We start from the raw sequence: 22,685 nt of genomic DNA on the forward strand, positions 1-22,685 counted from the left end.
CTCTGCGCTCAACACCTATTTTCTTGAAACGGAGACTCCTCATGACGACACAAGCTCAAATCAATGACGCGTTGGCGACGATCCGTGGCGCCCAGATCGAAACCGAGGGCGAGATCGCTCTCAAGCTCTCCGACGTGGTCGATCTGATCGACGCCGGCGCGGGCCTCTATCCCGGCGGGCTGCCCAAGACCCTATCCGACCTGCGCAATGTCGCCGACCAGATCGGCAAGATGCTGACCCCCGCCGCCTAGTCGTAAACGACGCCACTGGAGAACACCTTATGACGCACCTGCTCAAGCGCGGGATGCTGGCGCTCGCCATGATGGCGGGCCTGGCCTTCGCCGCCCCGGCCATGGCGGTCGACTGCACTACCTCGACCACACCCAACGTCGCGGGCACGCTGGCCAATGCGCAGTTCGAAATCCTGCAAAAGCTGTGCGCCCAATCGGCCAAGCCGGACCTGGATGTCAGCGGCGTGGCCCCCGTCACCGGTGCGTTCACCGCCACCGGCAACGGCGCGGTGTTCACGCCCGCCGCCGGCCGGCCGTTCAACCTGACGGTCTATGCCACGGGCGGAACGGCGCCCGGCTCGGCCCTCAACGCCACGGTTTACCTGGCCCGGTCGATCGACGGCGGCACGACCTATTTGCCGATCACCGCGACCGGCGCCCAGCTCTTCAGCTTTACGACCGTGGCCAACGAGAGCCTGTATGAGACGCAGACCGGCGTGACCTATCGCCTGATCTGCACCTTGTACACCTCGGGCACGGTCAACTATCGGTTCGCCCAATGATTGCCGCTCGCATCAAGGCGGCGGTTCTCGCCGCCCTGGGCGTGCTGTTGCTCTGCGCGCAGCCGGCCCTTGCTCAAGTCGATCCGGTCGCCCGTGGCCTAGCGGTTCAGGCCAAGACCGACCTGTCAGCCACCATGAAGGCGGACGCCGCCCAGATCGCCCAGCGCATCCTGCGGGCGGCGAACAACGGCCGGATTCCTACCGTCGCGGCCGTGCAGCCGACCGTCACGGTGGGGACGGCGGGCGCCGTCTCGACCATCAACGGCAACAGCGCGACAAGCCACACCCACTTCGCGAACAACACCAGCGTGCTTACAGCATTCGGCACGAACGCCTTCGTGACGCGCTTCAGCGCCTACACGGGCAACCACGTCAGTAACCAAGGATCGAGTGACACCGCGCGCGCCGGCTCCCAGGGCTATGGCCACATCATCGGTTTCGATGGCCAGGACTTCGACGTCGCCGCCTACGGAACGGGCGGCGGCGGCGGCTTTTTTCTGATCTGGACGGACCTCAACACCGGCGTCCGTCAGACCATGAGCGTCGACACCACGCTCAACGGGACCAACAGCTATATCAAGGTCGACTTCGGCTCTCGCGCGCCACGGATCGTCGAGACCTATTTCGGCGATGCGGTCTTGGTGCGCGGCTATAATTTCCGCGTCACGGACACCCTGTGGAAGGCCGATCGCGCTGAGAATCCCAAGCTTCTGCTGATCGGCGACAGCTGGACGCGTGGAAACACCAGCGGCAACCTGAAAACCGGCGTTTCCGACATCATCGTCGAGCGCCTAGGCTCGCCCGGCGCCCTGATCAACGGCGTCGGCGGCACCGGCTATGTCGCCGTCGGCACCCCGACCCAGCGCTCTTTCATCCAGCGCCTCAACAACGGCGATTTCGACCAGGCTACCATCGGCCTCGTCGACCTCATCTTCGTGTGGGGGAGCATCAACGATGCGCCCTCGTCGGACGCGGCGGTAACGACGGCGGCTACGACCTTTCTGACCGCGCTCGCGGCCAAGCAGCCGAACGCCATCATCATCGTCGCGCCGCCGCAATTCACGGCCGTCGTCCAGACTCCGGCGGCTCGCTACACCGCCGTGCGAAACGGATATCTGGCGGCGGTGGCGGCCATGCCGCGCCCCGGCAAATGGGCCTATATCGACAGCTCCCCGGCGGGCGAAGCCTGGAACACCGGGATTGGCCGTCAGACGGCTCCGGTGGGGACGGGCAATAATGACGTCAACCTCGGTTCAGACGGTCAGCACCTCAACGCCGTCGGCAACATCACCGAGGGCAACATGATCGCCAACTCGATCATCCGTCAGCTCCGGATCATCGCCGGCCAATAGCGGCCGCTGTCGGGCGTATAGCCCGCCGGCGCAGCTCCCTACCGGCAACCAGGCCCGACGGCCACGTCGTCCCATAATATTCAAAGGAGTCACGGTCACGACCGTCACCGGGATCAACGTCGCCTATGTAAGCTATGGCGGTCTGGGGTGCAGTTACGCGACCGCACGACAGCCGGCGCTGACCTGGTCGGCCTCAGGCAGCAACAGCTTCGTCGCTGTCCTGGCCTCCACTGTGGCTCGGGCCGAGAACCTCTGGGAGCAGGACCGCTGGGGCAATGACGTCGAGCTGACGAAGCTCGCCACGGCGGCGGCTGTCGATGCGCGGTCGGACTCTTGGGCCCAGGTCAGCGGTTCGGTCTACGTCAATCGCAAGGACGGCCTGACGCAGACCTTCACCAACACGCGCATCCTGGTTCCGATCAAGAACCTCTACGTGGACGGCCCGACCCAGATCAACGTCGGCCTGTTCGCCGACACCTCGGCCGACTGCTGGGTGATCGAGGGCGGCGATGCCGCTGGCTTCCGGGTCAACTTCACGGGCGGCGCTGGCGGCGCTCGCGTGGTCGTGGGGGCCGAGAACACGTCCTTCATGTACGCGGGTTACGCAGGCTCGTCCGGCGCTTCCGTGGGAGCTTTCGCGGTCGAGGGTGTCAACGGCCTGGTCTTCTGCGCCAACTGCTACGCCGGGGCCGCCGCGCCCGACGCTTTCAACCTGCACAACGTGTTGAACGCCAACTATTCCGCCCTGTTCATCAACCCCGTCGCCTACAACACCGGCGCGCTGGGCGCGAACGTCTCCACCAACTGGGCGACGGCCCACGACCAGAACCTTAAGTCCATCTGGCTTTGCGGGCGTGGACGCGGCACGCGGGGCGTGACGGCGCATTTCATCGGCGCGACCAAGACCTACATGGCCTGTCCAGACGCGACCGGCAGCCTGGGCGACCGGATGAATACCGACGGCGTCGGCGGCGCGAACGGCGGCAATCAGCCGACAGAATTTAAGGTCGAGGACACCGCCGAGGCCTGGATCGACACCGGTTCGATCGTCGCGGGCGCAACGGGCTATGGCGCCGTTGTCCAGGGCTCGGCCAAGCTGCATCTGCGCAACACGCCCGTCATCGGCTCCACGGTTGTCCAGGGGGGCCGGACGGTCGATGGCTACTAGCGAAGGATACCGGCGGCTGCGAGTTGGTGGGGTAGATCCCACCAGACGGGCCAGCGCGCGCCCAGCGCGTGCGCCATTGCTACGACGAACAATGTAACCGGAGCGGCGAGATCGATCGCGAATATCCGAAGCCGCGTAATCCAGTTCCCAAACGCAATATCATTGCGAAACTTGGCGATTTCCCGCGTCGCGGCTTCGAGTGCGATATTGGCTTTGGTGAAGTTATCGCCGGCTTCTTGTCCGAGCATCACGAGTTCCTCGGATCCCAAAATCCGATTGACTGCCGGGCGGTATCTTTTGGCGTAGATGAGAGCGAATAACCTCATGGCTCCATCCTTGGCATTCTCCATGAGGAGATCTTTGTAGTCAGCTATCGCCGCAGCAGCCGCCGGTGCCCGCTTGGTGGCAGAGCCTATCACTAGCATCAATCCTCCAAACGAACTTTGCTTCTCTTCTTCAGTGGGCTCGAACGACATACTCCACCTAATGTCATCGGCAGATACTTGCTGGTCTTGCGAGGTGGAGGTCATCGCGGAGCGTGCCCAATCGACAGCATCGGAGGCCTTAGCCGCTCTCTCAACAAGCTCCTGGGCGAACGCTTTTAGTTGTGCAACTTCGTTTTGAATTTTTTCGACTAGATCGCGCTGGCCAGTCCGTTCTTCACGCAGATATGCTATCGCCTCATGCATCCAAAGGATCATGAAGTTGCAGAAGTAATAGACAGCTACACCAGACAGCGCCAGCAGGACGAACCCAGGCTTTAAGCCCTTGAGCATAAAATCCGCGTACTTAAAATTGTCTATGCTGACCCCCGGTAAGGCCAATACAAATAATACGCTCGAACACAACAGCGTCGTCCTCTTGTGCGAGTAGTATTCAGCGCTCATATCGCTTCGTTTTTCAGCCATAAGGCGCTCCCGAAATCATTGATAAAATCTCTGACTGATCGGCGAGCGAACGGCAATTCCCAACATCAATTCACGGCGACCAGGCCCGTGTGGCCGGGAGGGTAGGAGTGTGCAGTGGATCTAACCACAGGCATTGTCGCGGTCGCGTCCGTATGTCTTGGCGGCGCGGCTACGGGGCTCTTCACCTGGCTGACCAGTAAGACCAAGGCGCCGGCCGACATGACGACGGCGCAGGCGGCCTTTCAGATCGCGCTCAACGCCCAGGCTGACGCCTTCATGCAGCGGCTTCAGTGGGACCGGGACGGGCTGCAGCAGCGTGTGAATGAGTTGATGATCAGGGTTGAGGCCCTGGAGCGTGAGAACGTGGAATGCAGGGGCGAGAACGCTCAGCTCCACCAGATGATCGAGAGCTTGGAGCAACACCTTGCACGATCGGGCATCGCCATGCCGCCCCGCCGCACCGCCCGCCCCTTCATCGTCATGGAGGGTGGCAGGACCACCACACTGACCGCAGATCAGCCCGCGCAGCGCCGCCCGCGCCGCCGCAAACCAAACGCGCAGGAGCCGTCATGATGGCGTTCTTCGGGGGCCTTGGCTCCATCCTCAAAAGCTTCCTGACCGGCCCGGACGGCGAAAGCTTCGCGCCCGGGCGGATCATGGGCTTTGCCGTCTTCTTCGTTGGTCAATGGGTCGCGGTGTTCTCGACCATCAAGGTTGCGCCGCTCTGCCACACTCCGGGCGACTGGCAGACCTATTTCATCGGTTTCGCAGGCCTGCAGGTCGCCACCGTGACGGCGGCTGTCGGCGCGATCCTGGGTCAGGCGCCTACCGATGCGGGGGGTAAGTGGTGGTCGCGCAGCGCCTCGCCTCCGCCGCCCGTCGAAAGCGGAAAGCCGCCGAGCGATGAGGCGAAGCCATGACCCCCGCCGGCGTGGGTCGCCTGAAGCTGGACGAAGGCCTGCGCCTCGTCGCCTACCCGGACCCGCTGAGCCCTTTGGCCAAAGAATGCAGGCGGCGCGGTCTGAAGGCGGAGCAATACCGATCGGTTCCGAATTGGCAGGCCTTCACCGGCAAGCCATGGACCAACGGTTACGGCCACGCCCATGACGTGCAACCGGGCGAGGTGTGGACCCTGGCCAAGGCCGAGGCGGTTCTGTCGGCCGATATCGAAACCCATTGGCACGATCTGATCGCGGCCCTGCCGTGGGTCGCGCGCCTTGATTCCGTCCGCGCCGACGTTATCCTGAACCTCGCCTTCAACCTCGGCGTTCCGGGCCTGCTCAAGTGGCCGGCGACCCTCGCTCACATTCAGGCCGGAGCCTATGCCGCCGCTGCCAACGATCTGCTGCATGAGGGCAGGTGGAACGATCAGGTCGGTGAGCGTGCCACCCGCCTGTCGGCCGCCATGCTCAAGGGGTCCTGGTCATGATCGCCACCCTCGTCGCCGTCTGGCGCTTCCTGAAAACCCCGCTCGGCCACGCGCTGTTCTTCGCCTCGGGTCTGATGATCATCGGCGCTCTGGTCTATCAGGGCGGAGTGTCGTCAGGCGTCGATCGTGAAAAGGCCGCAGAGGTCAAGCGCGTGGCCGTGGCGACCCGAGAGGCGGCAAGGGTGGCCAAGGCCAGCGCCGCCATCAGCTCGCAAGCCCAGCAGGCCCTGAACGCGGCCCTGAACCGCAACGTCGCTCTTACCTACCAACTGCAGCAGAAGGTACCGACCTATGTCACCTCTCAAGCTGATCGCCGCTGCATCATCCCTGCTGGCTATGTCCGCCTGCGCAATGCGGCCGGCGCTGGTGTCGATCCCGTTCCCGCCGGCGCCGGTGGATCTGTCGACGCCGATTCCGGTCTGGTCCTCTCTGAACTTGCACGGAACGATGTATCGAACGCCGCCGCCTTCCACACTGCCGTTGCGGAGGTGACCGCCTGGCGCGACTGGTACGTCGCCCAGGCCGCACTTTGGACCAAGACCACCAGGGCGCCGGAACCCGCGCCCTGAACGCTCGCCGAGAGGCTGGAGCGACATCATGAGCCCGCCGTGTCCTCCGGGATGCGGCGGGCTTTTTGCGTTCTAGGCTGGATTCCATTGCCCCGCCGGATCGGCCATCCTGATGGGGCTGCGTCGTTCCAGCGGGGCCGTATATCTTGAGTTTAAATGCCCGAGGACTGACCGGTTTAGAGCAGTGGCGTGGTGGTCATGCGGCAAGGCTAGTACAGAAAAGCGTTCGGCCTTGACCGGCGGGCATCGGCGTACCCAACACCAACGACAATGGCCAGGGCGGGATCCACTGGGCGATCAGGACGCCCGCTGTCTATATCGCAAAGGCGAGGATCACTCCGGCAAACTCGATCCGCTCCGTGAGGGGGCGCAGGATCGCAAGCACCAAAGGATGCACTAGGTAAACGCCCAGCATTGCACCGAAAATCGCTCTAGCTTCGGGAGCCTTCTGACGGAGCGACAAAGGCAACGACAAGACCCCCGCGACCAGGACGAAGCCAATGATCGTCTGACGATGGATGTTCTGCCCGGCGTCGAACATCATCGACATGATTAGGAACACGATGAGGCCTGCATACCCCCAATACGAGCCGGTGACGTTGGCATGATACCAAACGATGCCTGCCGCACTTGCCACGCGGAGCCACTCGATCGCGCTGTCGCGTTTCTTTATCTCGGCCACAACGGTCCTCCTCATGCGACAGTGACGCTCAGCGGCGGCGATCTCTACCTGTCGTCAGAACTCGGTTAGGCGGCAAAGGCGCGGGAGGGCCTGCCAAGGGCAAGGTCAAATATCTCGTCCCATTGGCCGTTGTCGCCCTGCCATTGTGACGGGTCGCGCAATCGCGGGCGGCGTAGCGCGTGGACTGAAATCCGCCGGTCCCGCAGCTGCGCTGGGGCGGGCGAAAGGTGCGCATAGTAGGCGTACACCAGACGCCACCGCAGCTGCGGAAAGCGCTGGTCCAAGACTGCTGACAGCTCGTCGAAATCTTCAACCGTCGGCGCGCCGTCGTCCTCGGTGTAGACGTAAGTGAACGGAGCCCGTCGCGTAGCGCCGAGCCGGAAGAAGATCACTTCGCCGGTCAGTCCGTCCATCATGCGAGTGCGGCGCGCGATCTTGGCCTGGCATATGATGCGGTGAATAAGGGTTGTGGAGTAGACCCCATCCTTGCTCGGGAAGTCGTGGTGATAGAGGATATCGCCGCTACGGACCGAGCCCTTCCACGGCCTCGCGTAGACGCCGTGGGCGTATGCTTTGTCCTTCAGGGACTTGATCAGTGCACCCCACGGAGTGATGAGCTTGTCGTAAGGGCTGCACGCCTTGAGGCCTATGCGCTTCAGCTGAAACGCCACCTGACAAAAGCCCCCCAAGCTCACCAAGTGCGGAGTTTCCATGCTCTCGAATCTACCTCAGATAATCGCCCCGGCAAGCCCCCAACGATGGCTTGACAGGACAGGGGGGAGCAGTAGTTCCCCCGCTCGGGGTGTGTGGTAGGGTGTTTGTACCGCGTCGTTCCGGGTTAGCTCAGTAGGTAGAGCGGCAGGCAATAGCTTGAGGGCCCCGGGTTCGAGTCCCGGCCTCGGCTCGGCGCAGCACGGCATTCAGCCGGTATAGCTGGACGGGTTCAATACCGCTGATAGCCCGCAGCACTTAAGACCTCCTCGGAGGCCGTGCGGGTTCCACGCCTATTCCAGCGGTTGATATCGCTGACCGGGTCGCTACGCGTGAGCGGTTGCTCGGGATGCCCACCGTCCCCTAGCCCTTTCCATTCTCGCTACGAGCGAACAGGTCGTCGGGCGAGATGGATATTCCGTCCTTTTTTTCACCCCTGGCCACGACCTGAAGCGCGCCGTCGGGCAAGGGTCGCTGCAGCGCCCGGGCCTCCGCCCAAGGCGCCCGCATCCACACGTCCATTTCTCTCGCGTCGGTGAGGATGACCGGCATCGCCTTGTCATGAAACTTCGCCACCTCGGCGTTGGCCGTGGTGGTCAGAAATCCGAACGCCTCGATCTCCTCCCACCCCTTGCTTTTCATCCGCACGCACGCGTGAGGTGTCCAGACACCGGCGAAAAACGCTAGCGGCCGCGTCTCGTCGAACGCGAACCAGATGGGCTTCAACGTGCCGCCGACCTGGTCGGGCTCGCTGAACGAGGTGAAGGGGACCAGGCAGCGGTTGGCGACGCCCAGCCATGGCTCCCAGTGCCGGCTCTCGGTGCGGCGGACGTTGGTCGTGCCCTTGTCGGGCTCCATTTTCAGGATCTGGGCGAAGTCGACCTCGCCGCCCTTGGCGCGCAGCTTGTCGGCGCGCTTGGTGGCGGCCTGGTAGATCGCTTGCTTGGACGACGGCATGCCCCAGCGCGCCGTGGCCAACTCGCGCTCGCCCTCGGCCGAGGTCCGCACGATCGGCGCCGCATGGTCGGGAAAGATGCCGGGCATCATCGGCAGGTTTCCGGTCTTGTCGAGCATGGCCCGGGTGATCGCAATGATCGCCGCCTGGCTCTTGGTCATGGCGTAGAGATTGCACATCGATCAGGGGCCTTTCCAAAGCTGCAGTCGCCACCATCCACCCGGCGAGTGAACGGGATCTCCCATCGCGTCCACGAACAACTCGGCGTAATACGCCTCTTGGGCGCGCGTCTGGATACCGGCGGGCGCTTTACCAGCACCGGAAACTTCCTCACCAGGCCGTCGATCTGGCTTGGGGTTATTGCTGGCGTTCATGTGGCCTTAACTGCCGATGGTCGGTGTAAGGTTGCGGGCGATCATGTCTGAATTTCTGCCGACCGTGTAGAAACCGCGCTGCTTTGTGAAGTACTCGGCGGCGGCATCCACCGCCGAAATGACCACGGCCATCATGTGATAGTCGGGGCCTGATGGGCGCAGATTGCGCAGCTGATCGATGCAGGCCTGCCTGGCGGGGCGCAGGCTTTCGAAGAAAGTGACAGGGTCGCGGAGGCCTGAACGGTTGTTTCTGGGCGACATGTCGCGCTCCTAGCTCTTCGGAGGCGAACGGCGTTCGCCATTTTCCGTGAACAAGGGTGGAACATTAGCCGGGGATAATCCGGGACTTCGAGTCACAGAATATGATTCTGTTCGCTCGCCGTTCCCATTTCCCAGACCGGCCGCGGTCGAGGGGGTCGCCTGTAAGTCATTGATTTTATAAGAAGAAATTGGCGCACCCGACACGATTCGAACGTGTGACCTTTGCCTTCGGAGGGCAACGCTCTATCCAGCTGAGCTACGGGTGCTTCCGCCTTGCGGAAGCGCGGTCTTAGCGGAAAGGCCGCGCCGGCGCAAACGGGTCTTTCCTATCCCTTGGCCAGATAGACGAAGCGCAGAATGAACAGGGCCGCCAGCACCAGCAGCAGCCAGTCGGCCTTGGTGATCTTGCCGGTCAACAGGCGCAGCAAGGCGTAGCTGGTGATGCCGAAGGCCAGGCCGTTGGCGATCGAGAAGGTCAGCGGAATGGTGATCAGGGTCAGGAAGGCCGGGATCGCCACGGTCGGGTCGGCCCAGTCGATGTCGACCAGCGACCCGACCATCAGGGCGCCGACCAGGATCAAGGCCGGCGCGGTGGCGGCGGCCGGTATGGCCTGGACCAGCGGCGCGAAGAACATGGTCAGCAAAAAGAGCAGGCCCACGACCACCGCCGTCAGGCCGGTGCGGCCGCCAGCCGTGACGCCGGCGGCGCTCTCGATATAGCTGGTCACCGTGCTGGTGCCGGCCACAGCGCCGACCATGGTGGCCGCCGAGTCGGCCAACAGGATGCGGTTGAGGCGGGGGATCGAGCCGTCCGGCGCTTGCAGGCCGGCCTTCTTGGTCACCGCCACCAGGGTGCCGACATTGTCGAACAGGTCGACGAACAGGAAGACGAAGACGATCTCAAGCATGGCGAGCGCCAGGCCGCCCTTCAGGTGGAAGGCGCCGAGGATGTCGAGCTTGAAGGCCGTGGCGGTCAGGTCGGCGAGGCTGGAGGTGGCGGGGATGACCTTGGCAAGGCCCAGGACCCAGCCGGCGGCGGTGGCCAGCAGGATGCCGATCAGGATCGCGCCCTTGACCCGCCAGGCCTGCAGCACGGCGATGACCAGCAGGCCGATGATCGCCAGGGCCGCGCTGGGGGTCGTGAGGTCGCCCAGGGCCACGGTGGTGGCGGGGCTGGCGACGATGATCCCCGCCTCCTTCAGGCCGATGAAGGCGATGAACAGGCCGACCCCGGCCGCAACCGCCGAGAACAGCGGCTTGGGGATGGCCGCGACGATCATCTGCCGAACGCCCACCAGGGTCAGGATCAGGAAGGCCACGCCCGACAGGAAGACGCAGCCCAGGGCCACCTCCCACGGCACGCCCATGCCCTTGACCACGGTGTAGGTGAAATAGGCGTTCAGCCCCATGCCGGGGGCCAGGGCCAGAGGATAGTTGGCGATCAGCCCCATCAGGATCGAGCCGAAGCCGGCCGCCAGACAGGTGGCGACGGCGACGGCGGCCACCGGCATGCCGGCCTCGCCGAGGATCGTCGGATTGACCACGACGATATAGGCCATGGTCATGAAGGTGGTGAAACCGGCCAGCACCTCGGTGCGAACGTTCGTGCCGTTGACCTTCAGGCCGAAGAGCTTCTCAAGCATTCAGCGGCTCCCGGTGGGCGCGCCGACCGGGAGGGTCGTGGCGTAGGCGTTCCAGTGATGGGTCAGTTCGCGAACCACCGGACCGGCGACCTTGAAGGTGGCGGCGAAGGCGGCGGCCGCGCCGTCATGGTTGAACACCCGCGGGAAGGTCGGCTGGTCGAGGGGCGGTCGCGTATAGTTACTCGCCGTGCGCAGCACCAGCACCCGGCGCGCGTCGATCTGGCCGGCGTCGCCATAGAGGTGCAGCACGTCGAGTATGCCCTGGTCCTCGCAGTCGCTCATCGCGAAGACGCCGGCCTTGTCGGTCCAAAGCTGGACCCAGTCTCGGGCCCACTGTGTCCGGCGGTCGCCGTGCCAGAAGCGGGTGGCGCCCAGCACGTCGCCTTCGAGCACGAAGGGCGGCTTCTGGGCCAGGGGCTGGCCCGCATAGCCACTACGCAGCGCCTTGAGCTTCTCCGAATCCGGCAAGGCGACGTCCTTGCTCAGGCCATAGGCCCAGTCGACCAAGCCGGCGTCGAGTTTCCAGACCATGCCGCTGGAGCCGTTGGCGTCGCCCTTGACCTGGGGACGGTCGGTCTGCAGCGCATAGAGGCCATAGGGCCAGTCGGCGGGGATTTCGCGATCATCGACCTCGTAGATCGGGTCGGCGTCGACCACGAAATTGGCCCAGGCGGCGCTGCCGACCGAGGCGACCTGGGGATCGACCCCGGCGATGCCGCTGACGATCCAATAGGCCTTGGACAGGTCGAACTGCTTGGAGAGGATCAGGGCGGCGACGCTTTCGCGGGCTCGGCCGCGCATGTCGCTGGCGATGGCCAGCACGCCGTCGTCGGAATAGCGCGCCATGTGACGCACGCCGGGTATCTTGATCTCGTGGGTCAGCGGCCAGCCCTCGACCCAGGGCTGGAACTCGCCGGCGAAGTCGCCGGTGTCGGCCCCGACCTCGAAGGTGGTGACGATGACGACCTTGATCGGCATCGGCTTGGCGAGCGCCACGCCGCCAAGGCCGGTCGCCAGCACGAAGGTCATCAAGACCCGAAACAGAAATCGCCGCATACCGTCCTCACGCCCCAAACTGGCGGCGAAAATCATCCGCTCCGCCGCGCGATGCAATCGGAGAAATTGGCTGGCGGCAAGAGCGCGCCCGTTTGCGCGTCGTCTGGGCGACGGCGCCCGATCGGGGGCTTCCACGTTCAAGCTGACCGAGCGACACTCGCCAGGCTCGCCTCTCCCGCCGGCAAGGCGGTAAGGTGGACCGACTCACCAACGCCCCGAAAGCCTATCCATGCGCCTTGCCCTGACGCTTCTGTTCCTGACCTGCGCGCCGCTCTCGGCCCCGCTGGCCGCCCAGGCCGCCGACCTGCTGGACGCCACGCCGCGCACGGCGGTGATCAGCGCCTTCCCGCCCGAACTGATGGCCTTGGAAGCCGCGACCACCGACAAGCACGACCATGCCGCGGCCGGCACGCGCTTCGTCACCGGCACACTGGAGGGCAAGCCGGTGGTGCTGTTCCTCAGCGGGGTCAGCATGGTCAACGCAGCGATGATCACACAGCTAGGCTTGGACCATTTCAAGATCGAGCGGATCGTGTTCTCCGGCGTAGCCGGCGGGGCCGATCCCGACCTTGAGGTCGGCGACGTGGTGGCCCCCGACAGCTGGGTGCAGTCGTCGGAAATGGCCTATGCCCGCGAGGTTCCCGGCGGCTTTGCTCCGCCCCAAGGTCTGACCGCCGGGCTGCCGGCCTTCGGCATGATGTATCCGCGCCCGGTCCGCGCTCAGCGCGATCCGGGCGAGGCGCCGGAGGAGCGGCTGAACTTCCCGGCCGATCCGGCCTTGCTGAAGGTCGCCCGGCGGGTCGCCGAGCGCGTCACCCTGCAACGCTGCGCCGCCGACCAGTGCCTGACCAAGGCGCCCAAGGTGGTGGTCGGCGGGGTGGGCGGTTCAGGGCCGGTGTTCGTCGACAATGCCGCCTTCCGTCAATATGCCCACACGACGTTCGGGGCACGCGTGCTGGACATGGAAAGCGCCGCCGTCGCCCAGGTGGCCTATGTCAACAAGACGCCGTTCATCGCCTTCCGCAGCCTGTCGGACCTGGCCGGTGGCGACCCGGCCGGCAACCAGTTCCCGGTGTTTTTGAAGTTCGCTGCGGCCAACAGCGCCACCGTCGTGAGAGCGTTCGTCAAGGCGCTGCCCTAGTCCTCCTCCTTTGGGGGAGGCGATCGCGAAGCGATCGGTGGGGGGCGTTTTAGGATCGTCGATCGTGTGGAAATGGCCAGCTCCCGATCACTCCCCCCTCCGTCGGCTTCGCCGCCACCTCCCCCCACAGGGGGAGGAACTCAGGCCCGCAGCGGATCCTTGGCGTTCGGATCGCCATAGGTCAGCGACACGAACACGTCCTCCAGATCCGGATCCTCGGTGGCGATGTCCTTGATCTTCAGACCCTCGGCCCGCACCGCGGCCAGCACCTGTTCGACGCTGGACTGACCCGTGCGGTAGGAGACCGAGAACGCCCCGGCCCCGCGCAGCTTGGTCTCGAAGCCCGCCAGCAGCGGCGCTGCGGTCACCGGCTCTTCGGGCGTCACCACCACGTTGCGGATGTCCATTCGGCTCAGCAGCTTGGCCGTCGGCTCGTTGACCACCACCTCGCCGCGATTGACGATGGCGATCTGGTCGCACAGCTCCTGGGCCTCTTCCAGATAGTGGGTGGTCAGCACGATAGTCACGCCCAGCTTGTTCAGCCCGGTGACATAGCTCCACAGCTGGCGACGCAGCTCGACATCGACGCCTGCGGTCGGCTCGTCGAGGATCAGCACCGGCGGCTGGTGGACCATGGCTTTCGCCACCATCAGCCGGCGCTTCATGCCGCCCGACAGCTGGCGGACATAGGCGTCGGCCTTGTCGCCCAGGCCCAGGGCGTTGAGCAGTTCATCGGTGCGACGCTCGCTCTTGGGCACGCCGTACATGCCGGCCTGGACCTCCAGCGATTCGCGCGGGGTGAAGAATACGTCGGCCGCCAGTTCCTGGGGCACCACACCGATGGCGGCGCGGGCGTCGCGCGGGCGCTCGTCGATGTCGCGGCCCCAGATCCGCACCGTGCCGCTGGTCTTGCGGGTCAGGCCGGCCAGGATGTTGATGAAGGTCGACTTTCCAGCCCCGTTCGGTCCCAGGAGCCCGAAGATCGAGCCACGCGGCACCTTGAGGTCGATGCCGTTCAAAGCCCGTTTTTCGGGTGATGTCTTGCTGGCGGGATAGGTCTTGAACAGGCCTTCGGCTTCGATCGCGTAGGCGGGCAGGTCCATGAAACGTCCAGATGCGGCGCTTTGGGGCGCTTGAAGAAAAACGAACGCGTGCGTGCGAATTGACGGCGGCGCGACAGGTCGCATAGGTATGCCTGCATCGCCGCCACGCCAAGGCCGCGTCTGGATTTCAAGGGTTTTACCAAGATGGCGCGCAAGGCCAAGTCCACCTCCGCTCTCGACGCCCTGCCCGGATCGGCGATGTCGGGGCCCGCCACGGCCCCGACCGGCATGGACACCTTGGCCCATCCTGGCTCCGCCCCCGAAACCATCATGGTCCGCTCGCACCGCATCGCCTGCGACGGCGTCGGCGGCGCCCTGGGCCATCCACGCGTCTGGCTGGAGATGGGCGCGGCCGGCTTCGTCGACTGCTCCTATTGCGACCGCCGCTTCATCGCCGCCACCGCCCCGGGTCATGACGAGGACGAGCAACTGGCCCCTGGCGTCTATGAAGGCTCCGGCGGCCACTGAGGTGACCGACGAGTCCGCGTCCCTGCGCCGCGCCGAGACCCTGGCCCAGGCCTGGGCGGCTGCCGAATGGCCGCACGAGGCGCCGGTGCTGCGGGCCATCGCCATGCCGTCCGACACCAATCCCGAGGGCGACATCTTCGGTGGCTGGCTGCTGTCGCAGATGGACCTGGCGGCGGCCTCGATCGCCTTCCACCGCGCCGCCGGCCGCTGCGCCACCATCGCCATCGACGGCATGACCTTCATCAGCCCGGTGTTCGTCGGCGACGAGGTCAGTCTGTTCGCCAAGGTCGTCCACGTGGGCCGCACCTCGCTGAAGGTCGAGGTCGAGGCCTGGCGCCGCCGCCGCGACGGCGAGCAGGCCCACAAGGTGACCCAGGGCGTGTTCACGTTCGTGGCCATTGGCGAGGATCGCAAGCCGAGGCCGCTGCCGCGGTAGCAAGGTCCTCCCCCTGTGGGGGAGGCGGTCGCGCAGCAACCGGTGGGGGGTGTTTTGGGATCGTTGATCGTAGGTTCGACCGTCATCCGATCCCTCCCCCGCCGTCGGCTTCGCCGACACCTCCCCCACGAGGGGAGGACCTATTCAGCGTCTCACCTGCCCCCTACGGATCGCTTCGCGATCGTCTTCGCCCATAGGGGGAAGAGCCTAAAACGCGAGAGCTCCGCCCCCGATGGGGGCGGACAGACGGCGAAGCCGTCAGGTGGGGGCGGACAGACGGCGAAGCCGTCAGGTGGGGGCAAGGGCGCGTGATCTCACCTGAAAAGCGCCCGAAGCGGCCGCCTGGAAGTCCGATTTGGGTCGAAAGCAGAACCCCTACCCCGCCAAATCCTCATACGGCTTTCCATCACTCGACATCAGCACCGCCAAAGGCCGCGTGCCGCTGAACTCGGCCAGGATCGCCATGGTCATCACCGCCAGCGGGGTCGACAGGAAGGCCCCGGTCACGCCCCACAGGAAGCCCCAGAAGGCCAGGGCCAGCAGCACCACGATCGGGTCGAGGTTGAGGCTGCGGCCCTGCATGCGCGGCTGGACCACGTGGCTAACGGCGAAGTGGATGGCTTCCAGGCCGACCAGCAGGATCACCCCGCGCCAGATGTCCTGCACCTCCACCAGGCCGAACACCGCCGGGAACAGTACGCCGACGGCGGCGCCGATGGCCGGAATGTAGTTGGTCAGGAAGATGATCAGGCACCAGAAAGGGATGTGCGACAGACCCACCGCCGCCATCAAGGCCGCCGAGGCCGCAGTGATGATCAGCCCGACCACGGTCTGCACCCAGATATAGTTCTGCAGGCCGTCGCGGATCTGGTTGAACACCCGCTGGGCCTCGACGCGACGCTCCGCGTTCTGGAACATGCCCTGGGCCTTGGCCTTGAAGCCCCGGCGCGAGGCCAGCAGGAAGCCCAGATAGATCAGCACGAAGATTGTCGCCTCGGCGAAATGGCTGAACGAGCCGGCGACCACGCCCACATATTGGGCCGGGTTGAGCGTTTGGATCAGGCTGGACAGGGTCGGCGTGACGCGCAGCCCCAGATGCTGCGCCACCAGGCCCAGCAGGTCGTTGATCCGCGCTGTGTAGCTGGCGGACTGGGCGGCGAAGTCGCTGGCGTTGTCGGCCGTCACCCAGATCGTCACCACCAGCACCGCGACGATGGCGGCGATGGCGACCGGCAGGGCCAGCCGGCGCAGCGCCTTGGGCAGTCGGACCGTCAGCAGGCGGGCCAGGCCGTCGATGATGATCAGCAGGAACACCGCCAGAACGAACGGCTCCAGGATTCCCCGCAAGGCCCACAGCGCAAAGCCCGTCAGGATCGTGGCGGTGATCACTGCGGCCACCTTCAGGGCGGTGACGTGGCCCAGCAGATTGACAGACGGGGGGTTCGGCGCGGAATCGGTCATGGTCAGGTCGGCCTAGGGAGCGTCTGAAGGTTCCAGCTATGCCCCGGTCTGGCCCCGTCCGCCATTCCCGTCTGGACACCCCGCCCCCTCCAGCGCCATATCCGTCCATGCACGACCACGACGCCGACGTCATCATCGCCGGAGCCGGCATGGCCGGAACCACCCTGGCGCTCGCCCTGGCCTCGGCCGGGGTCAAGGCCCTGCTGGTCGATCCCCAGCCGTTCGACACCCAGCTGGCGCCGAGCTTCGATGGGCGCTCCTCGGCCGTCGCCTATTCGTCGTTTCGCCAATGGCGGACGATCGGGGCCGGCGAGGCCCTGGCGCCCCACGCTCAGCGGATCGAGCAGATCCTGGTCACCGACGGCAAGACCCCGGGTCCGGCCTCGGGCGGCCCCTCGCCGTTCTTCCTGCGCTTCGACAGCGGCGAGATCGCCGACCGCTCCAACGGCGAGCCCCTGGGCTATCTGATCGAGAACCGCCAGATCCGCGCCGCCCTGGCCCAGACCGTGATCGACAAGGGCATAGAGGTGCTGGCGCCGGCCGGCGCCAAGGCGCTGGACGTCACCCCCGCTGGCGCCACCTTGACCCTCACCGACGGCCGAACCCTCTCGGCGCCGCTGGTGGTGTCCGCCGAGGGCCGCAATGGCGTGCTGCGCAAGGCCGCGGGCATCGGCGACATCGGCTGGCGCTACGGCCAGAGCGGCGTGGTGGCCACTGTGCGTCTGCAGCACCCGCACCAGGGCGTGGCCCACGAATATTTCCTGCCTAGCGGCCCATTCGCCATTCTTCCGCTGACGGACAATCGCGCCAGCCTGGTGTGGACCGAAAGCACTTTGCGCGCCGAGGCCCTGCGCGACGCTTCGCCAGAAGCCTTCCACAGCCACCTGATGCGACGGTTCGGCGAGTTTCTGGGCACGGTCGAGATGGCTGGCCCAACCTTCGTCTATCCGCTGTCGCTGTCGCTGGCCGAACGGCTGGTCGCGCCGCGCCTGGCCCTGATCGGCGACGCCGCCCACGGCGTGCACCCGATCGCCGGCCAGGGCCTCAACCTCGGCCTCAAGGACGCCGCCGCCTTGGCGCAGGTAGTGGTCGAGGCGTTGCGCAATGGCGAGGACATCGGGGCCGAGGCCGTGTTGGAGCGCTACGCCCGCTGGCGACGGTTCGACAATATCACCAACGCCCTGGCCTTCGACGGCTTCGTGCGCCTGTTCTCCAACGACAATCCACTGCTACGCCTGGCGCGCGGCGTGGGCATGGCGGCGGTCAACCGCATCGCGCCAGCGCGGCGGTTCTTCATGCACGAGGCCGGCGGCGGGGTCGGGGATCTGCCGAAACTGCTCAGGGGCATGGCCATCTAGCGGTCCTCCCCCTGTGGGGGAGGCGATCGCGCAGCGATCGGTGGGGGGGAGTTTTTGAAATCGGCGGTCCGGAGCATGGCCGGTGGCCGACCACGCCCCCCCTCCGTCGGCTTCGCCGACACCTTCCCCACAGGAGGAGGACTTGGCCGTGTCTAGTCTTCCAGGCTGCGGGCTTCCTCGGGCAGCATGATCGGCACGCCGTCTCGGATCGGATAGGCCAGCTTGGCGGCGTTGCTGATCAGCTCGCCCCGGGCGCGGTCATAGAACAGTGGCGCGCGGGTGACGGGACAGACCAGCACCTCCAGCAGGCGCGGGTCGAGATCGGCGGGCGGAGGGGGAGAAGCGGCGGTCATGGGCGGCGTTGTAGGCGGTTTTGGCAGCGGCGCAAACTACTGCAGCATCCCCGGTTCCTCGTCGTCCCCCAGCGCCGCGTCGATCTCCAGCAACGCCACCAGGGTCTCGCGGCGGTCGGTCAGGGTGGGGGCCTCGAGCAGGGCCTGTTTCTCGACCGGCTCGAACGGCAGGGCCATGGCCAGGCTGTTGATCAAGGCGTCGGAGGGCGCGGCCTCGGCGCTGGTCCAGTCGATGTCGAGACCACGATGGTCGAGATAACGGCGCAGGGCCGCCAACAGGGCTTCGGCCTCGCCGCCCGAGGTGGCCCCTTCGGCGGCCTCGCGCAGGTCGGCTTCGAAGGTCGAGAAATCGACGCGCGCCTGGCGGTAGGGCGCGCGGCTGGGCAACTCCGCGCCCAGCCGAAAGCGGCAGACGCCGGTCAGAGTCACCAGATAACGCCCGTCGCTGGCCTCGGCGAAGCTGGTCACCCGGCCCGCGCAGCCGACGGAAGCGAGGCTGGGCCGCTCGTCGTCGCCGCCGGGCCGGGTCTGGACCATGCCGATGATCCGCTCACCCGACATGGCGTCGTCGAACATGTTGAGATAACGCGGCTCGAAGATGTTGAGCGGCAACTGGCCGCCGGGCAGCAGCAGGCAGCCGTCCAGCGGAAACACCGGGATCACCAGCGGCAGGTCGTCGGCCCTTCGATAGACGCCCGGCATCGGGTTCTCCTAGCTGAACAGAATGGCCGACAGCCGCTTGCGGCCGGCCTTGGCCACTTCCGACGTATAGCCGGCCGCCTCGAACACGGTCAGCAGTTGCTTGCGCGCCGCCTCGTCGTTCCAGGTGCGGTCGCGTTCGATGATGGTCAGAAGATGGTCGGAAGAGGCTTGAAGCTGGCCGGCGCCGGCCAGGGCCTTGGCCAGTTCGAACCGGGCTTCGTGGTCGTCGGCGTCGGACGCCAGGCGCTGCTCGAACGGCGCGGTCTCGGACGGCGCGTCCTGGGCCAGGACCAAGGCGGCGCGGACGATCTCGAGGTCGGGGTCCTTGGCGTCGGCCGGGGCGGTGGCGGCGACTTCGGCCGCGCCCTCCAGGTCGCCACCGATCAGATAGCAGCGGGCCAGGCCGCCGATGGCCTTGAGGCTGGCCGGGTCCAATTGCAGCAGCTGTGCGAAGGCCTGGGCGGCGCCGCCGATGTCGCCGAGCTCCATCGATTCCGTGGCCATGGCCAGCAGGGCGTCGGCGTCGCTCTGGGCCGGCGGGCCGGAAATGCGGTCGATGAAGGCCTTGATCTCGCTTTCGGGCTGGGCGCCCTGGAAGCCGTCGACCGGCTGGCCGTCGACAAAGGCGTAGACGGTCGGGATCGACTGCACGCGCAACTGGCCCGAATAGCCGGGGTTCTTGTCGACATCGATCTTGACCAGCTTGACCGCGCCTCCGGCGGCGTTGACCGCCTTTTCCAGGGCCGGGGTCAGCTGGCGGCACGGACCGCACCAGGTCGCCCAGAAGTCGACGATCACCGGTTGGATCTTGGAGGCCTCGATGACGTCGGCCAGGAAGCTGGCGTCCGTGCCGTCCTTGATGTGCTCGCTCTTGCTCGCTCCGCCAGCAAGGATGGGAGCGGGTTTTTCGCCAATCAGGGCCATCGGGTCTCTCTTCACGCAGGGTCTTCAACGCATGGCGCGCCGATTGGATCGGGCGGGCGCCGGTCTAGGGGGCCAAGATGGTCTCTCGCGCCGGGGTTCGCAATCGGGGGATGCCGGTTATCCGACCACCGCCATGGCCGGGAAATCGACGATCATCGGCGTGAAGCCCAGCGCCGCCAGGAACCGTCGCAAGCCGTCCTGAGAGATCGCCGTGGTCGCGTTGTTGGCCAACGGATGGAAATTGACCGGATCGGACTTGGCCAAGCCCGCGTCGAGCACGAAGCGCACGCGGTGGTCGGTGTCGTTTATCAGGCCGAACGCCGTGACCGAGCCCGGCGTCACCCCCAGGGTCTCCAGCATCAGGTCGGGAGAACCGAACGACAGCCGGCCCGAGCCAATCACCGTGTGCAGGCGCTTCAGGTCGATCACCGTCTCGCCCAGAGCCGAGATCAGCCATAGCTGACCTTTCGCGTCCTTCAGGAACAGGTTCTTGGTGTGCCCGCCGGGCAGGGTCGCCTTGATCTCCAGCCCCTCCTCCACCCGGAACACCGGCGGATGATCCAGGGTGGAATGGGCGACGCCGTGGGCGTCGAGGAAGGCGAAGAGGTCGGCGCGGGTTTTCATCCGGACGTTCTAAGGCGGGCGAGGACCTGTTCCAGCACGAAAGCGACGCGGTCCTCGACTGGGGCCTGCGGCAGATCCACCAAGGTGTAGCCGAGCTCGGTATAGACCTGCGCCATCATGGCGTGGGTGCGTACGGCCTCGGCGAAATCCTGGCGGCGCTCGGCGTCGTTGGTGAAGACCTCCGGCCACGGCGGGGCGATGAACACCAGCGGCTCGTAGTGCAGCGTCAAGGCCGCTGCGGCGAGGTCCTCCGGGATCGGCAGGCCGCACAGCCGCAGATAGCCGACAATGTCCGGCACGCCGCGATCGAAGAACACAGGCCCGCTGAGCAGCTCTACGAGGGCATGCGCACGACTGTCCATGACCAGCATCCAGCGGGCATAGGCCTCGCGGTCCGCCCACGGCAGGGCCGTGCCGCCGGCCTCGACCTGGCCCCGGATGATCGCCCGGCCGCTCTCGAAGACGCACGGAAGGCCCCGCGCCTCCAGGGCGTCGATCAGGCTGGTCTTGCCCGCCCCCGGTCCTCCGGTGACGACAAAGCGGCGCGTGAGCATGGGTTTCATCAAGGCCCCTTTCGATCGGTGCGGGTCGGTGCGCTGGACGGGCTCGCCCTTCGGGCGCTAGAGCAGGATAGGGAATGGCGAACGCAGGAAGAAGAGAGCGGCATGGAACTGGAGTGCTACCCCACCGAAAATCGCCCGCCCGAGATCGTGCCGGGCCGGCCGCAGCGGGCCTGGATGGACCATTTCGCCGACCGCCATCCCTATCGCTGCCTGCCGCTGACCATGGCCAACACCACCGGCTGGGAAATCCTCTGCCCGGTCGGCTTTTCCGCCACCTGGGACGGCGGGGCGCATCAGAACTGCATCACTTTCAAGGCCGACCATCCGCATCCGGGGTTTGACGATTTCGTCAAGTCACACTTCTCGCGCGGCACCATCACCTTCCACACCGGCTATCTGTTTCGCACCCCGCCCGGCTGGTCGATCTGGACCATGGGCCCGCCCAATCACATCAAGGATGGCGTCCAACCGCTGGCGGGGCTGGTCGAGACCGACTGGCTGCCCTTCCCCTTCACGATGAACTGGATCTTCACCCGCCCGGGCACGGTGCGCTTCGAAAAGGGCGAGCCATTCTGCTTCTTCATGATGATCCAGGACAAGCCCCTGGAGCAGGTGCAGCCGGTGATCCGCTCGATGAACTCCAACCCCGACCTGCGTGGCCAGTACGACGCCTGGGCCGCCAAGCGCGGCGAGTTCAACACCCGCATCTTCAAGCGCGACCCCGAGGCGATGAAGGAGGCCTGGCAGCGGTTCTACTTCAAAGGGGAATATCCCGAGGAGGTCGAGGCCCCGGCCCCGGCGAGCCACGTCAACAAGCGGCGGTTGAAGGCGCCGAAGGTGGGATGATGGGGTGACCACGGCCGGGGACATGCCCTTGCGGCGTGTCCCCGATTGCACGGCGCGACTTCAGCGCGTGCGCGATCACAGGGGCGCCGATCGGGGTCTCCGTGGGCCGTGACTCGCAGCCCTCCCAGTGTTGGGTCTACCCATCGCAGCGTCATCGCCACAATTTTAGAGAACTCTGATTGACAGAGCACTAAATCATGTCACTCTGTTTGACAGAGCGCTCTGGACGCTCAGCAATGGAGGCCCCAATGGGCATTTCGAGAACCGAGGCGGCGTCGGCCCTGACCGACATCGAACGCACCGCCGGCCGCAGCCGCGAATTGAAGGGTTACCAGATCGCCGGGCCGATCCTGATGGTCTGGGGCGTGGTCTGGATCCTGGGCTATACCGGCATGGGCCTGCTGCCGCCGGAGCAATGGGGCATGACCTGGCTGCCGCTGGACGCGCTGGGCATCCTGGCGACCATCCTGATGTCGCGGCGCGGCAAGAACGCCGCGCGGGCAGGGTCGGGCTGGAAGATCGCGGCCAGCGCCCTGACGATCATGGCGTTCATGACGGCCACCTATCTGGTCTTCCAGCCGACCTCTTTAGAGCCCGCCATCGTCTATCCGGGGCTGATGACCGGCCTGGTCTATGGCGGTGTCGGCATCGCCTTCGCGCCGCGCTTCCTGTGGATCGGCGCGGGAGTGTTCGTCGCCACCCTGGTCGGGTTTTTCTTCTTCCAGCCATGGCTGGCCTTCTGGATGGCCGCGGTCGGCGGCGGCGGGCTGATCCTGGGCGGCCTATGGCTGCGGAGGGCGTGAGC

At 65.9% G+C, this 22,685-nt stretch carries 28 protein-coding genes, 1 tRNA gene and 1 pseudogene; 15 read left to right on the forward strand and 15 right to left on the reverse strand.

What is annotated here, in order from left to right; all coding sequences use genetic code 11:
• Positions 1 to 41 precede the first annotated feature (41 nt).
• From ACP696_RS08830 to ACP696_RS08845, 4 genes are all read left to right on the forward strand, one after another.
• A complete protein-coding gene (locus ACP696_RS08830) occupies positions 42 to 251 on the forward strand; it encodes a hypothetical protein (protein WP_426043708.1) in 210 nt (69 codons plus the stop codon).
• A 29-nt stretch (positions 252 to 280) separates the two neighbouring features.
• Complete coding sequence (locus tag ACP696_RS08835) at positions 281 to 793, forward strand: hypothetical protein (RefSeq protein WP_426043709.1); 513 nt, start codon at positions 281 to 283, stop codon at positions 791 to 793.
• Positions 790 to 2,145 carry a GDSL-type esterase/lipase family protein gene (locus ACP696_RS08840; protein WP_426043710.1) on the forward strand — a complete coding sequence of 452 codons (1,356 nt, stop codon included), beginning with the start codon at positions 790 to 792 and terminating at the stop codon, positions 2,143 to 2,145. Before ACP696_RS08835 ends, ACP696_RS08840 begins: the two co-directional genes overlap by 4 nt.
• Positions 2,146 to 2,377: 232 nt before the next feature.
• Positions 2,378 to 3,313, forward strand: coding sequence for a hypothetical protein (locus ACP696_RS08845; RefSeq protein WP_426043711.1), 936 nt, complete (start codon positions 2,378 to 2,380; stop codon positions 3,311 to 3,313).
• Here ACP696_RS08845 and ACP696_RS08850 read toward each other — a convergent pair.
• A complete protein-coding gene (locus tag ACP696_RS08850) occupies positions 3,310 to 4,221 on the reverse strand; it encodes a hypothetical protein (protein WP_426043712.1) in 912 nt (303 codons plus the stop codon). The two genes, ACP696_RS08845 and ACP696_RS08850, sit on opposite strands and share 4 nt — an antisense overlap.
• 114 nt (positions 4,222 to 4,335) lie before the next feature.
• Here ACP696_RS08850 and ACP696_RS08855 point away from each other — a divergent pair, with 114 nt between their 5' ends.
• From ACP696_RS08855 to ACP696_RS08870, 4 genes are read left to right on the forward strand one after another with little or no spacing between them, the layout of a single operon-like run.
• The gene (locus ACP696_RS08855; RefSeq protein WP_426043713.1) at positions 4,336 to 4,794 is read left to right on the forward strand and encodes a hypothetical protein; all 459 of its coding nucleotides are present in this window, start codon (positions 4,336 to 4,338) and stop codon (positions 4,792 to 4,794) included.
• Positions 4,791 to 5,141, forward strand: coding sequence for a hypothetical protein (locus ACP696_RS08860; RefSeq protein ID WP_426043714.1), 351 nt, complete (start codon positions 4,791 to 4,793; stop codon positions 5,139 to 5,141). Before ACP696_RS08855 ends, ACP696_RS08860 begins: the two co-directional genes overlap by 4 nt.
• Positions 5,138 to 5,650: a glycoside hydrolase family protein gene (locus ACP696_RS08865; protein WP_426043715.1), complete on the forward strand. Its 513-nt coding sequence runs from the start codon at positions 5,138 to 5,140 to the stop codon at positions 5,648 to 5,650. The genes ACP696_RS08860 and ACP696_RS08865 overlap by 4 nt, the downstream gene beginning before the upstream one ends.
• The gene (locus ACP696_RS08870) at positions 5,647 to 6,219 is read left to right on the forward strand and encodes a hypothetical protein (RefSeq protein WP_426043716.1); all 573 of its coding nucleotides are present in this window, start codon (positions 5,647 to 5,649) and stop codon (positions 6,217 to 6,219) included. Before ACP696_RS08865 ends, ACP696_RS08870 begins: the two co-directional genes overlap by 4 nt.
• Positions 6,220 to 6,532: 313 nt before the next feature.
• On the opposite strand, the gene ACP696_RS08875 is transcribed toward ACP696_RS08870, so the two are convergent.
• Together ACP696_RS08875 and ACP696_RS08880 are read right to left on the reverse strand one after the other, a co-directional pair.
• Positions 6,533 to 6,901 carry a hypothetical protein gene (locus ACP696_RS08875; protein ID WP_426043717.1) on the reverse strand — a complete coding sequence of 123 codons (369 nt, stop codon included), beginning with the start codon at positions 6,899 to 6,901 and terminating at the stop codon, positions 6,533 to 6,535.
• 65 nt (positions 6,902 to 6,966) lie between these two features.
• Positions 6,967 to 7,614 (reverse strand): hypothetical protein, encoded by a 648-nt coding sequence (locus ACP696_RS08880; RefSeq protein ID WP_426043718.1) that lies wholly within the window; start codon positions 7,612 to 7,614, stop codon positions 6,967 to 6,969.
• Positions 7,615 to 7,741: 127 nt separating this feature from the next.
• On the opposite strand from ACP696_RS08880, the pseudogene ACP696_RS08885 reads away from it, so the two are divergent.
• Positions 7,742 to 7,802 (forward strand): annotated as a pseudogene (locus ACP696_RS08885).
• Positions 7,803 to 7,975: 173 nt separating this feature from the next.
• Here ACP696_RS08885 and ACP696_RS08890 read toward each other — a convergent pair.
• The 5 genes from ACP696_RS08890 to ACP696_RS08910 form a co-directional block, all read right to left on the reverse strand.
• On the reverse strand, positions 7,976 to 8,746 hold the full coding sequence (locus ACP696_RS08890) for an SOS response-associated peptidase (RefSeq protein ID WP_426043719.1): 771 nt from the start codon (positions 8,744 to 8,746) through the stop codon (positions 7,976 to 7,978).
• Between the two features lie 201 nt (positions 8,747 to 8,947).
• Positions 8,948 to 9,202 carry a hypothetical protein gene (locus ACP696_RS08895; RefSeq protein WP_426043720.1) on the reverse strand — a complete coding sequence of 85 codons (255 nt, stop codon included), beginning with the start codon at positions 9,200 to 9,202 and terminating at the stop codon, positions 8,948 to 8,950.
• A 189-nt stretch (positions 9,203 to 9,391) separates the two neighbouring features.
• Positions 9,392 to 9,468 (reverse strand) — tRNA-Arg (locus tag ACP696_RS08900).
• 60 nt (positions 9,469 to 9,528) lie between these two features.
• Positions 9,529 to 10,845 (reverse strand): NCS2 family permease, encoded by a 1,317-nt coding sequence (locus tag ACP696_RS08905; protein WP_426010045.1) that lies wholly within the window; start codon positions 10,843 to 10,845, stop codon positions 9,529 to 9,531.
• Entirely contained in the window at positions 10,846 to 11,901 is a 1,056-nt protein-coding gene (locus ACP696_RS08910) for a purine nucleoside permease (RefSeq protein ID WP_426010047.1), read from the reverse strand. It lies immediately after the preceding gene.
• Between the two features lie 229 nt (positions 11,902 to 12,130).
• Here ACP696_RS08910 and ACP696_RS08915 point away from each other — a divergent pair, with 229 nt between their 5' ends.
• Positions 12,131 to 13,042: a 5'-methylthioadenosine/S-adenosylhomocysteine nucleosidase gene (locus ACP696_RS08915; protein ID WP_426010048.1), complete on the forward strand. Its 912-nt coding sequence runs from the start codon at positions 12,131 to 12,133 to the stop codon at positions 13,040 to 13,042.
• A gap of 140 nt (positions 13,043 to 13,182) precedes the next feature.
• Here the strand turns inward: ACP696_RS08915 and ACP696_RS08920 are convergent, their stop codons facing one another.
• On the reverse strand, positions 13,183 to 14,145 hold the full coding sequence (locus ACP696_RS08920; RefSeq protein WP_426010050.1) for an ABC transporter ATP-binding protein: 963 nt from the start codon (positions 14,143 to 14,145) through the stop codon (positions 13,183 to 13,185).
• 198 nt (positions 14,146 to 14,343) lie between these two features.
• Between ACP696_RS08920 and ACP696_RS08925 the strand changes: the two genes are divergently transcribed.
• Both ACP696_RS08925 and ACP696_RS08930 read left to right on the forward strand, forming a co-directional pair.
• On the forward strand, positions 14,344 to 14,613 hold the full coding sequence (locus ACP696_RS08925) for a zinc-finger domain-containing protein (protein ID WP_426011272.1): 270 nt from the start codon (positions 14,344 to 14,346) through the stop codon (positions 14,611 to 14,613).
• Positions 14,591 to 15,049: an acyl-CoA thioesterase gene (locus tag ACP696_RS08930; protein WP_426010051.1), complete on the forward strand. Its 459-nt coding sequence runs from the start codon at positions 14,591 to 14,593 to the stop codon at positions 15,047 to 15,049. The genes ACP696_RS08925 and ACP696_RS08930 overlap by 23 nt, the downstream gene beginning before the upstream one ends.
• 375 nt (positions 15,050 to 15,424) lie before the next feature.
• Here ACP696_RS08930 and ACP696_RS08935 read toward each other — a convergent pair whose 3' ends face one another.
• A complete protein-coding gene (locus ACP696_RS08935; RefSeq protein WP_426010053.1) occupies positions 15,425 to 16,510 on the reverse strand; it encodes an AI-2E family transporter in 1,086 nt (361 codons plus the stop codon).
• 107 nt (positions 16,511 to 16,617) lie between these two features.
• Between ACP696_RS08935 and ACP696_RS08940 the strand changes: the two genes are divergently transcribed.
• The gene (locus tag ACP696_RS08940; RefSeq protein WP_426010054.1) at positions 16,618 to 17,868 is read left to right on the forward strand and encodes a UbiH/UbiF/VisC/COQ6 family ubiquinone biosynthesis hydroxylase; all 1,251 of its coding nucleotides are present in this window, start codon (positions 16,618 to 16,620) and stop codon (positions 17,866 to 17,868) included.
• Positions 17,869 to 18,020: 152 nt separating this feature from the next.
• Here the strand turns inward: ACP696_RS08940 and ACP696_RS08945 are convergent, their stop codons facing one another.
• From ACP696_RS08945 to ACP696_RS08965, 5 genes are all read right to left on the reverse strand, one after another.
• Entirely contained in the window at positions 18,021 to 18,221 is a 201-nt protein-coding gene (locus tag ACP696_RS08945) for a Trm112 family protein (protein ID WP_426010056.1), read from the reverse strand.
• A gap of 36 nt (positions 18,222 to 18,257) precedes the next feature.
• A complete protein-coding gene (locus tag ACP696_RS08950) occupies positions 18,258 to 18,923 on the reverse strand; it encodes an LON peptidase substrate-binding domain-containing protein (RefSeq protein ID WP_426010057.1) in 666 nt (221 codons plus the stop codon).
• 9 nt (positions 18,924 to 18,932) lie between these two features.
• Entirely contained in the window at positions 18,933 to 19,847 is a 915-nt protein-coding gene (locus ACP696_RS08955; RefSeq protein WP_426010058.1) for a tetratricopeptide repeat protein, read from the reverse strand.
• A gap of 117 nt (positions 19,848 to 19,964) precedes the next feature.
• Positions 19,965 to 20,471: a prolyl-tRNA synthetase associated domain-containing protein gene (locus ACP696_RS08960; RefSeq protein ID WP_426010060.1), complete on the reverse strand. Its 507-nt coding sequence runs from the start codon at positions 20,469 to 20,471 to the stop codon at positions 19,965 to 19,967.
• Positions 20,468 to 21,034: an AAA family ATPase gene (locus ACP696_RS08965; protein WP_426010061.1), complete on the reverse strand. Its 567-nt coding sequence runs from the start codon at positions 21,032 to 21,034 to the stop codon at positions 20,468 to 20,470. Before ACP696_RS08965 ends, ACP696_RS08960 begins: the two co-directional genes overlap by 4 nt.
• Before the next feature lie 102 nt (positions 21,035 to 21,136).
• On the opposite strand from ACP696_RS08965, the gene ACP696_RS08970 reads away from it, so the two are divergent.
• Positions 21,137 to 21,880 (forward strand): DUF6065 family protein, encoded by a 744-nt coding sequence (locus ACP696_RS08970; RefSeq protein ID WP_426010063.1) that lies wholly within the window; start codon positions 21,137 to 21,139, stop codon positions 21,878 to 21,880.
• A 248-nt stretch (positions 21,881 to 22,128) separates the two neighbouring features.
• Positions 22,129 to 22,683 carry a hypothetical protein gene (locus tag ACP696_RS08975; protein WP_426010064.1) on the forward strand — a complete coding sequence of 185 codons (555 nt, stop codon included), beginning with the start codon at positions 22,129 to 22,131 and terminating at the stop codon, positions 22,681 to 22,683.
• Positions 22,684 to 22,685: the final 2 nt, after the last annotated feature.

The sequence above is a fragment of the Caulobacter sp. DWR3-1-2 genome (assembly GCF_049896225.1).
Classification (GTDB): domain Bacteria; phylum Pseudomonadota; class Alphaproteobacteria; order Caulobacterales; family Caulobacteraceae; genus Caulobacter.

Coding starts and splice junctions, on each gene's coding strand:
- ACP696_RS08830 (WP_426043708.1), top strand. CDS start 42: ATGACGACACAAGCTCAAATCAATGACGCGTTGGCGACGATCCGTGGC.
- ACP696_RS08835 (WP_426043709.1), top strand. CDS start 281: ATGACGCACCTGCTCAAGCGCGGGATGCTGGCGCTCGCCATGATGGCG.
- ACP696_RS08840 (WP_426043710.1), top strand. CDS start 790: ATGATTGCCGCTCGCATCAAGGCGGCGGTTCTCGCCGCCCTGGGCGTG.
- ACP696_RS08850 (WP_426043712.1), bottom strand. CDS start 4,221: ATGGCTGAAAAACGAAGCGATATGAGCGCTGAATACTACTCGCACAAG.
- ACP696_RS08860 (WP_426043714.1), top strand. CDS start 4,791: ATGATGGCGTTCTTCGGGGGCCTTGGCTCCATCCTCAAAAGCTTCCTG.
- ACP696_RS08865 (WP_426043715.1), top strand. CDS start 5,138: ATGACCCCCGCCGGCGTGGGTCGCCTGAAGCTGGACGAAGGCCTGCGC.
- ACP696_RS08870 (WP_426043716.1), top strand. CDS start 5,647: ATGATCGCCACCCTCGTCGCCGTCTGGCGCTTCCTGAAAACCCCGCTC.
- ACP696_RS08880 (WP_426043718.1), bottom strand. CDS start 7,614: ATGGAAACTCCGCACTTGGTGAGCTTGGGGGGCTTTTGTCAGGTGGCG.
- ACP696_RS08890 (WP_426043719.1), bottom strand. CDS start 8,746: ATGTGCAATCTCTACGCCATGACCAAGAGCCAGGCGGCGATCATTGCG.
- ACP696_RS08895 (WP_426043720.1), bottom strand. CDS start 9,202: ATGTCGCCCAGAAACAACCGTTCAGGCCTCCGCGACCCTGTCACTTTC.
- ACP696_RS08905 (WP_426010045.1), bottom strand. CDS start 10,845: ATGCTTGAGAAGCTCTTCGGCCTGAAGGTCAACGGCACGAACGTTCGC.
- ACP696_RS08910 (WP_426010047.1), bottom strand. CDS start 11,901: ATGCGGCGATTTCTGTTTCGGGTCTTGATGACCTTCGTGCTGGCGACC.
- ACP696_RS08915 (WP_426010048.1), top strand. CDS start 12,131: ATGCGCCTTGCCCTGACGCTTCTGTTCCTGACCTGCGCGCCGCTCTCG.
- ACP696_RS08920 (WP_426010050.1), bottom strand. CDS start 14,145: ATGGACCTGCCCGCCTACGCGATCGAAGCCGAAGGCCTGTTCAAGACC.
- ACP696_RS08925 (WP_426011272.1), top strand. CDS start 14,344: ATGTCGGGGCCCGCCACGGCCCCGACCGGCATGGACACCTTGGCCCAT.
- ACP696_RS08930 (WP_426010051.1), top strand. CDS start 14,591: ATGAAGGCTCCGGCGGCCACTGAGGTGACCGACGAGTCCGCGTCCCTG.
- ACP696_RS08935 (WP_426010053.1), bottom strand. CDS start 16,510: ATGACCGATTCCGCGCCGAACCCCCCGTCTGTCAATCTGCTGGGCCAC.
- ACP696_RS08940 (WP_426010054.1), top strand. CDS start 16,618: ATGCACGACCACGACGCCGACGTCATCATCGCCGGAGCCGGCATGGCC.
- ACP696_RS08945 (WP_426010056.1), bottom strand. CDS start 18,221: ATGACCGCCGCTTCTCCCCCTCCGCCCGCCGATCTCGACCCGCGCCTG.
- ACP696_RS08950 (WP_426010057.1), bottom strand. CDS start 18,923: ATGCCGGGCGTCTATCGAAGGGCCGACGACCTGCCGCTGGTGATCCCG.
- ACP696_RS08955 (WP_426010058.1), bottom strand. CDS start 19,847: ATGGCCCTGATTGGCGAAAAACCCGCTCCCATCCTTGCTGGCGGAGCG.
- ACP696_RS08960 (WP_426010060.1), bottom strand. CDS start 20,471: ATGAAAACCCGCGCCGACCTCTTCGCCTTCCTCGACGCCCACGGCGTC.
- ACP696_RS08965 (WP_426010061.1), bottom strand. CDS start 21,034: ATGAAACCCATGCTCACGCGCCGCTTTGTCGTCACCGGAGGACCGGGG.
- ACP696_RS08970 (WP_426010063.1), top strand. CDS start 21,137: ATGGAACTGGAGTGCTACCCCACCGAAAATCGCCCGCCCGAGATCGTG.
- ACP696_RS08975 (WP_426010064.1), top strand. CDS start 22,129: ATGGGCATTTCGAGAACCGAGGCGGCGTCGGCCCTGACCGACATCGAA.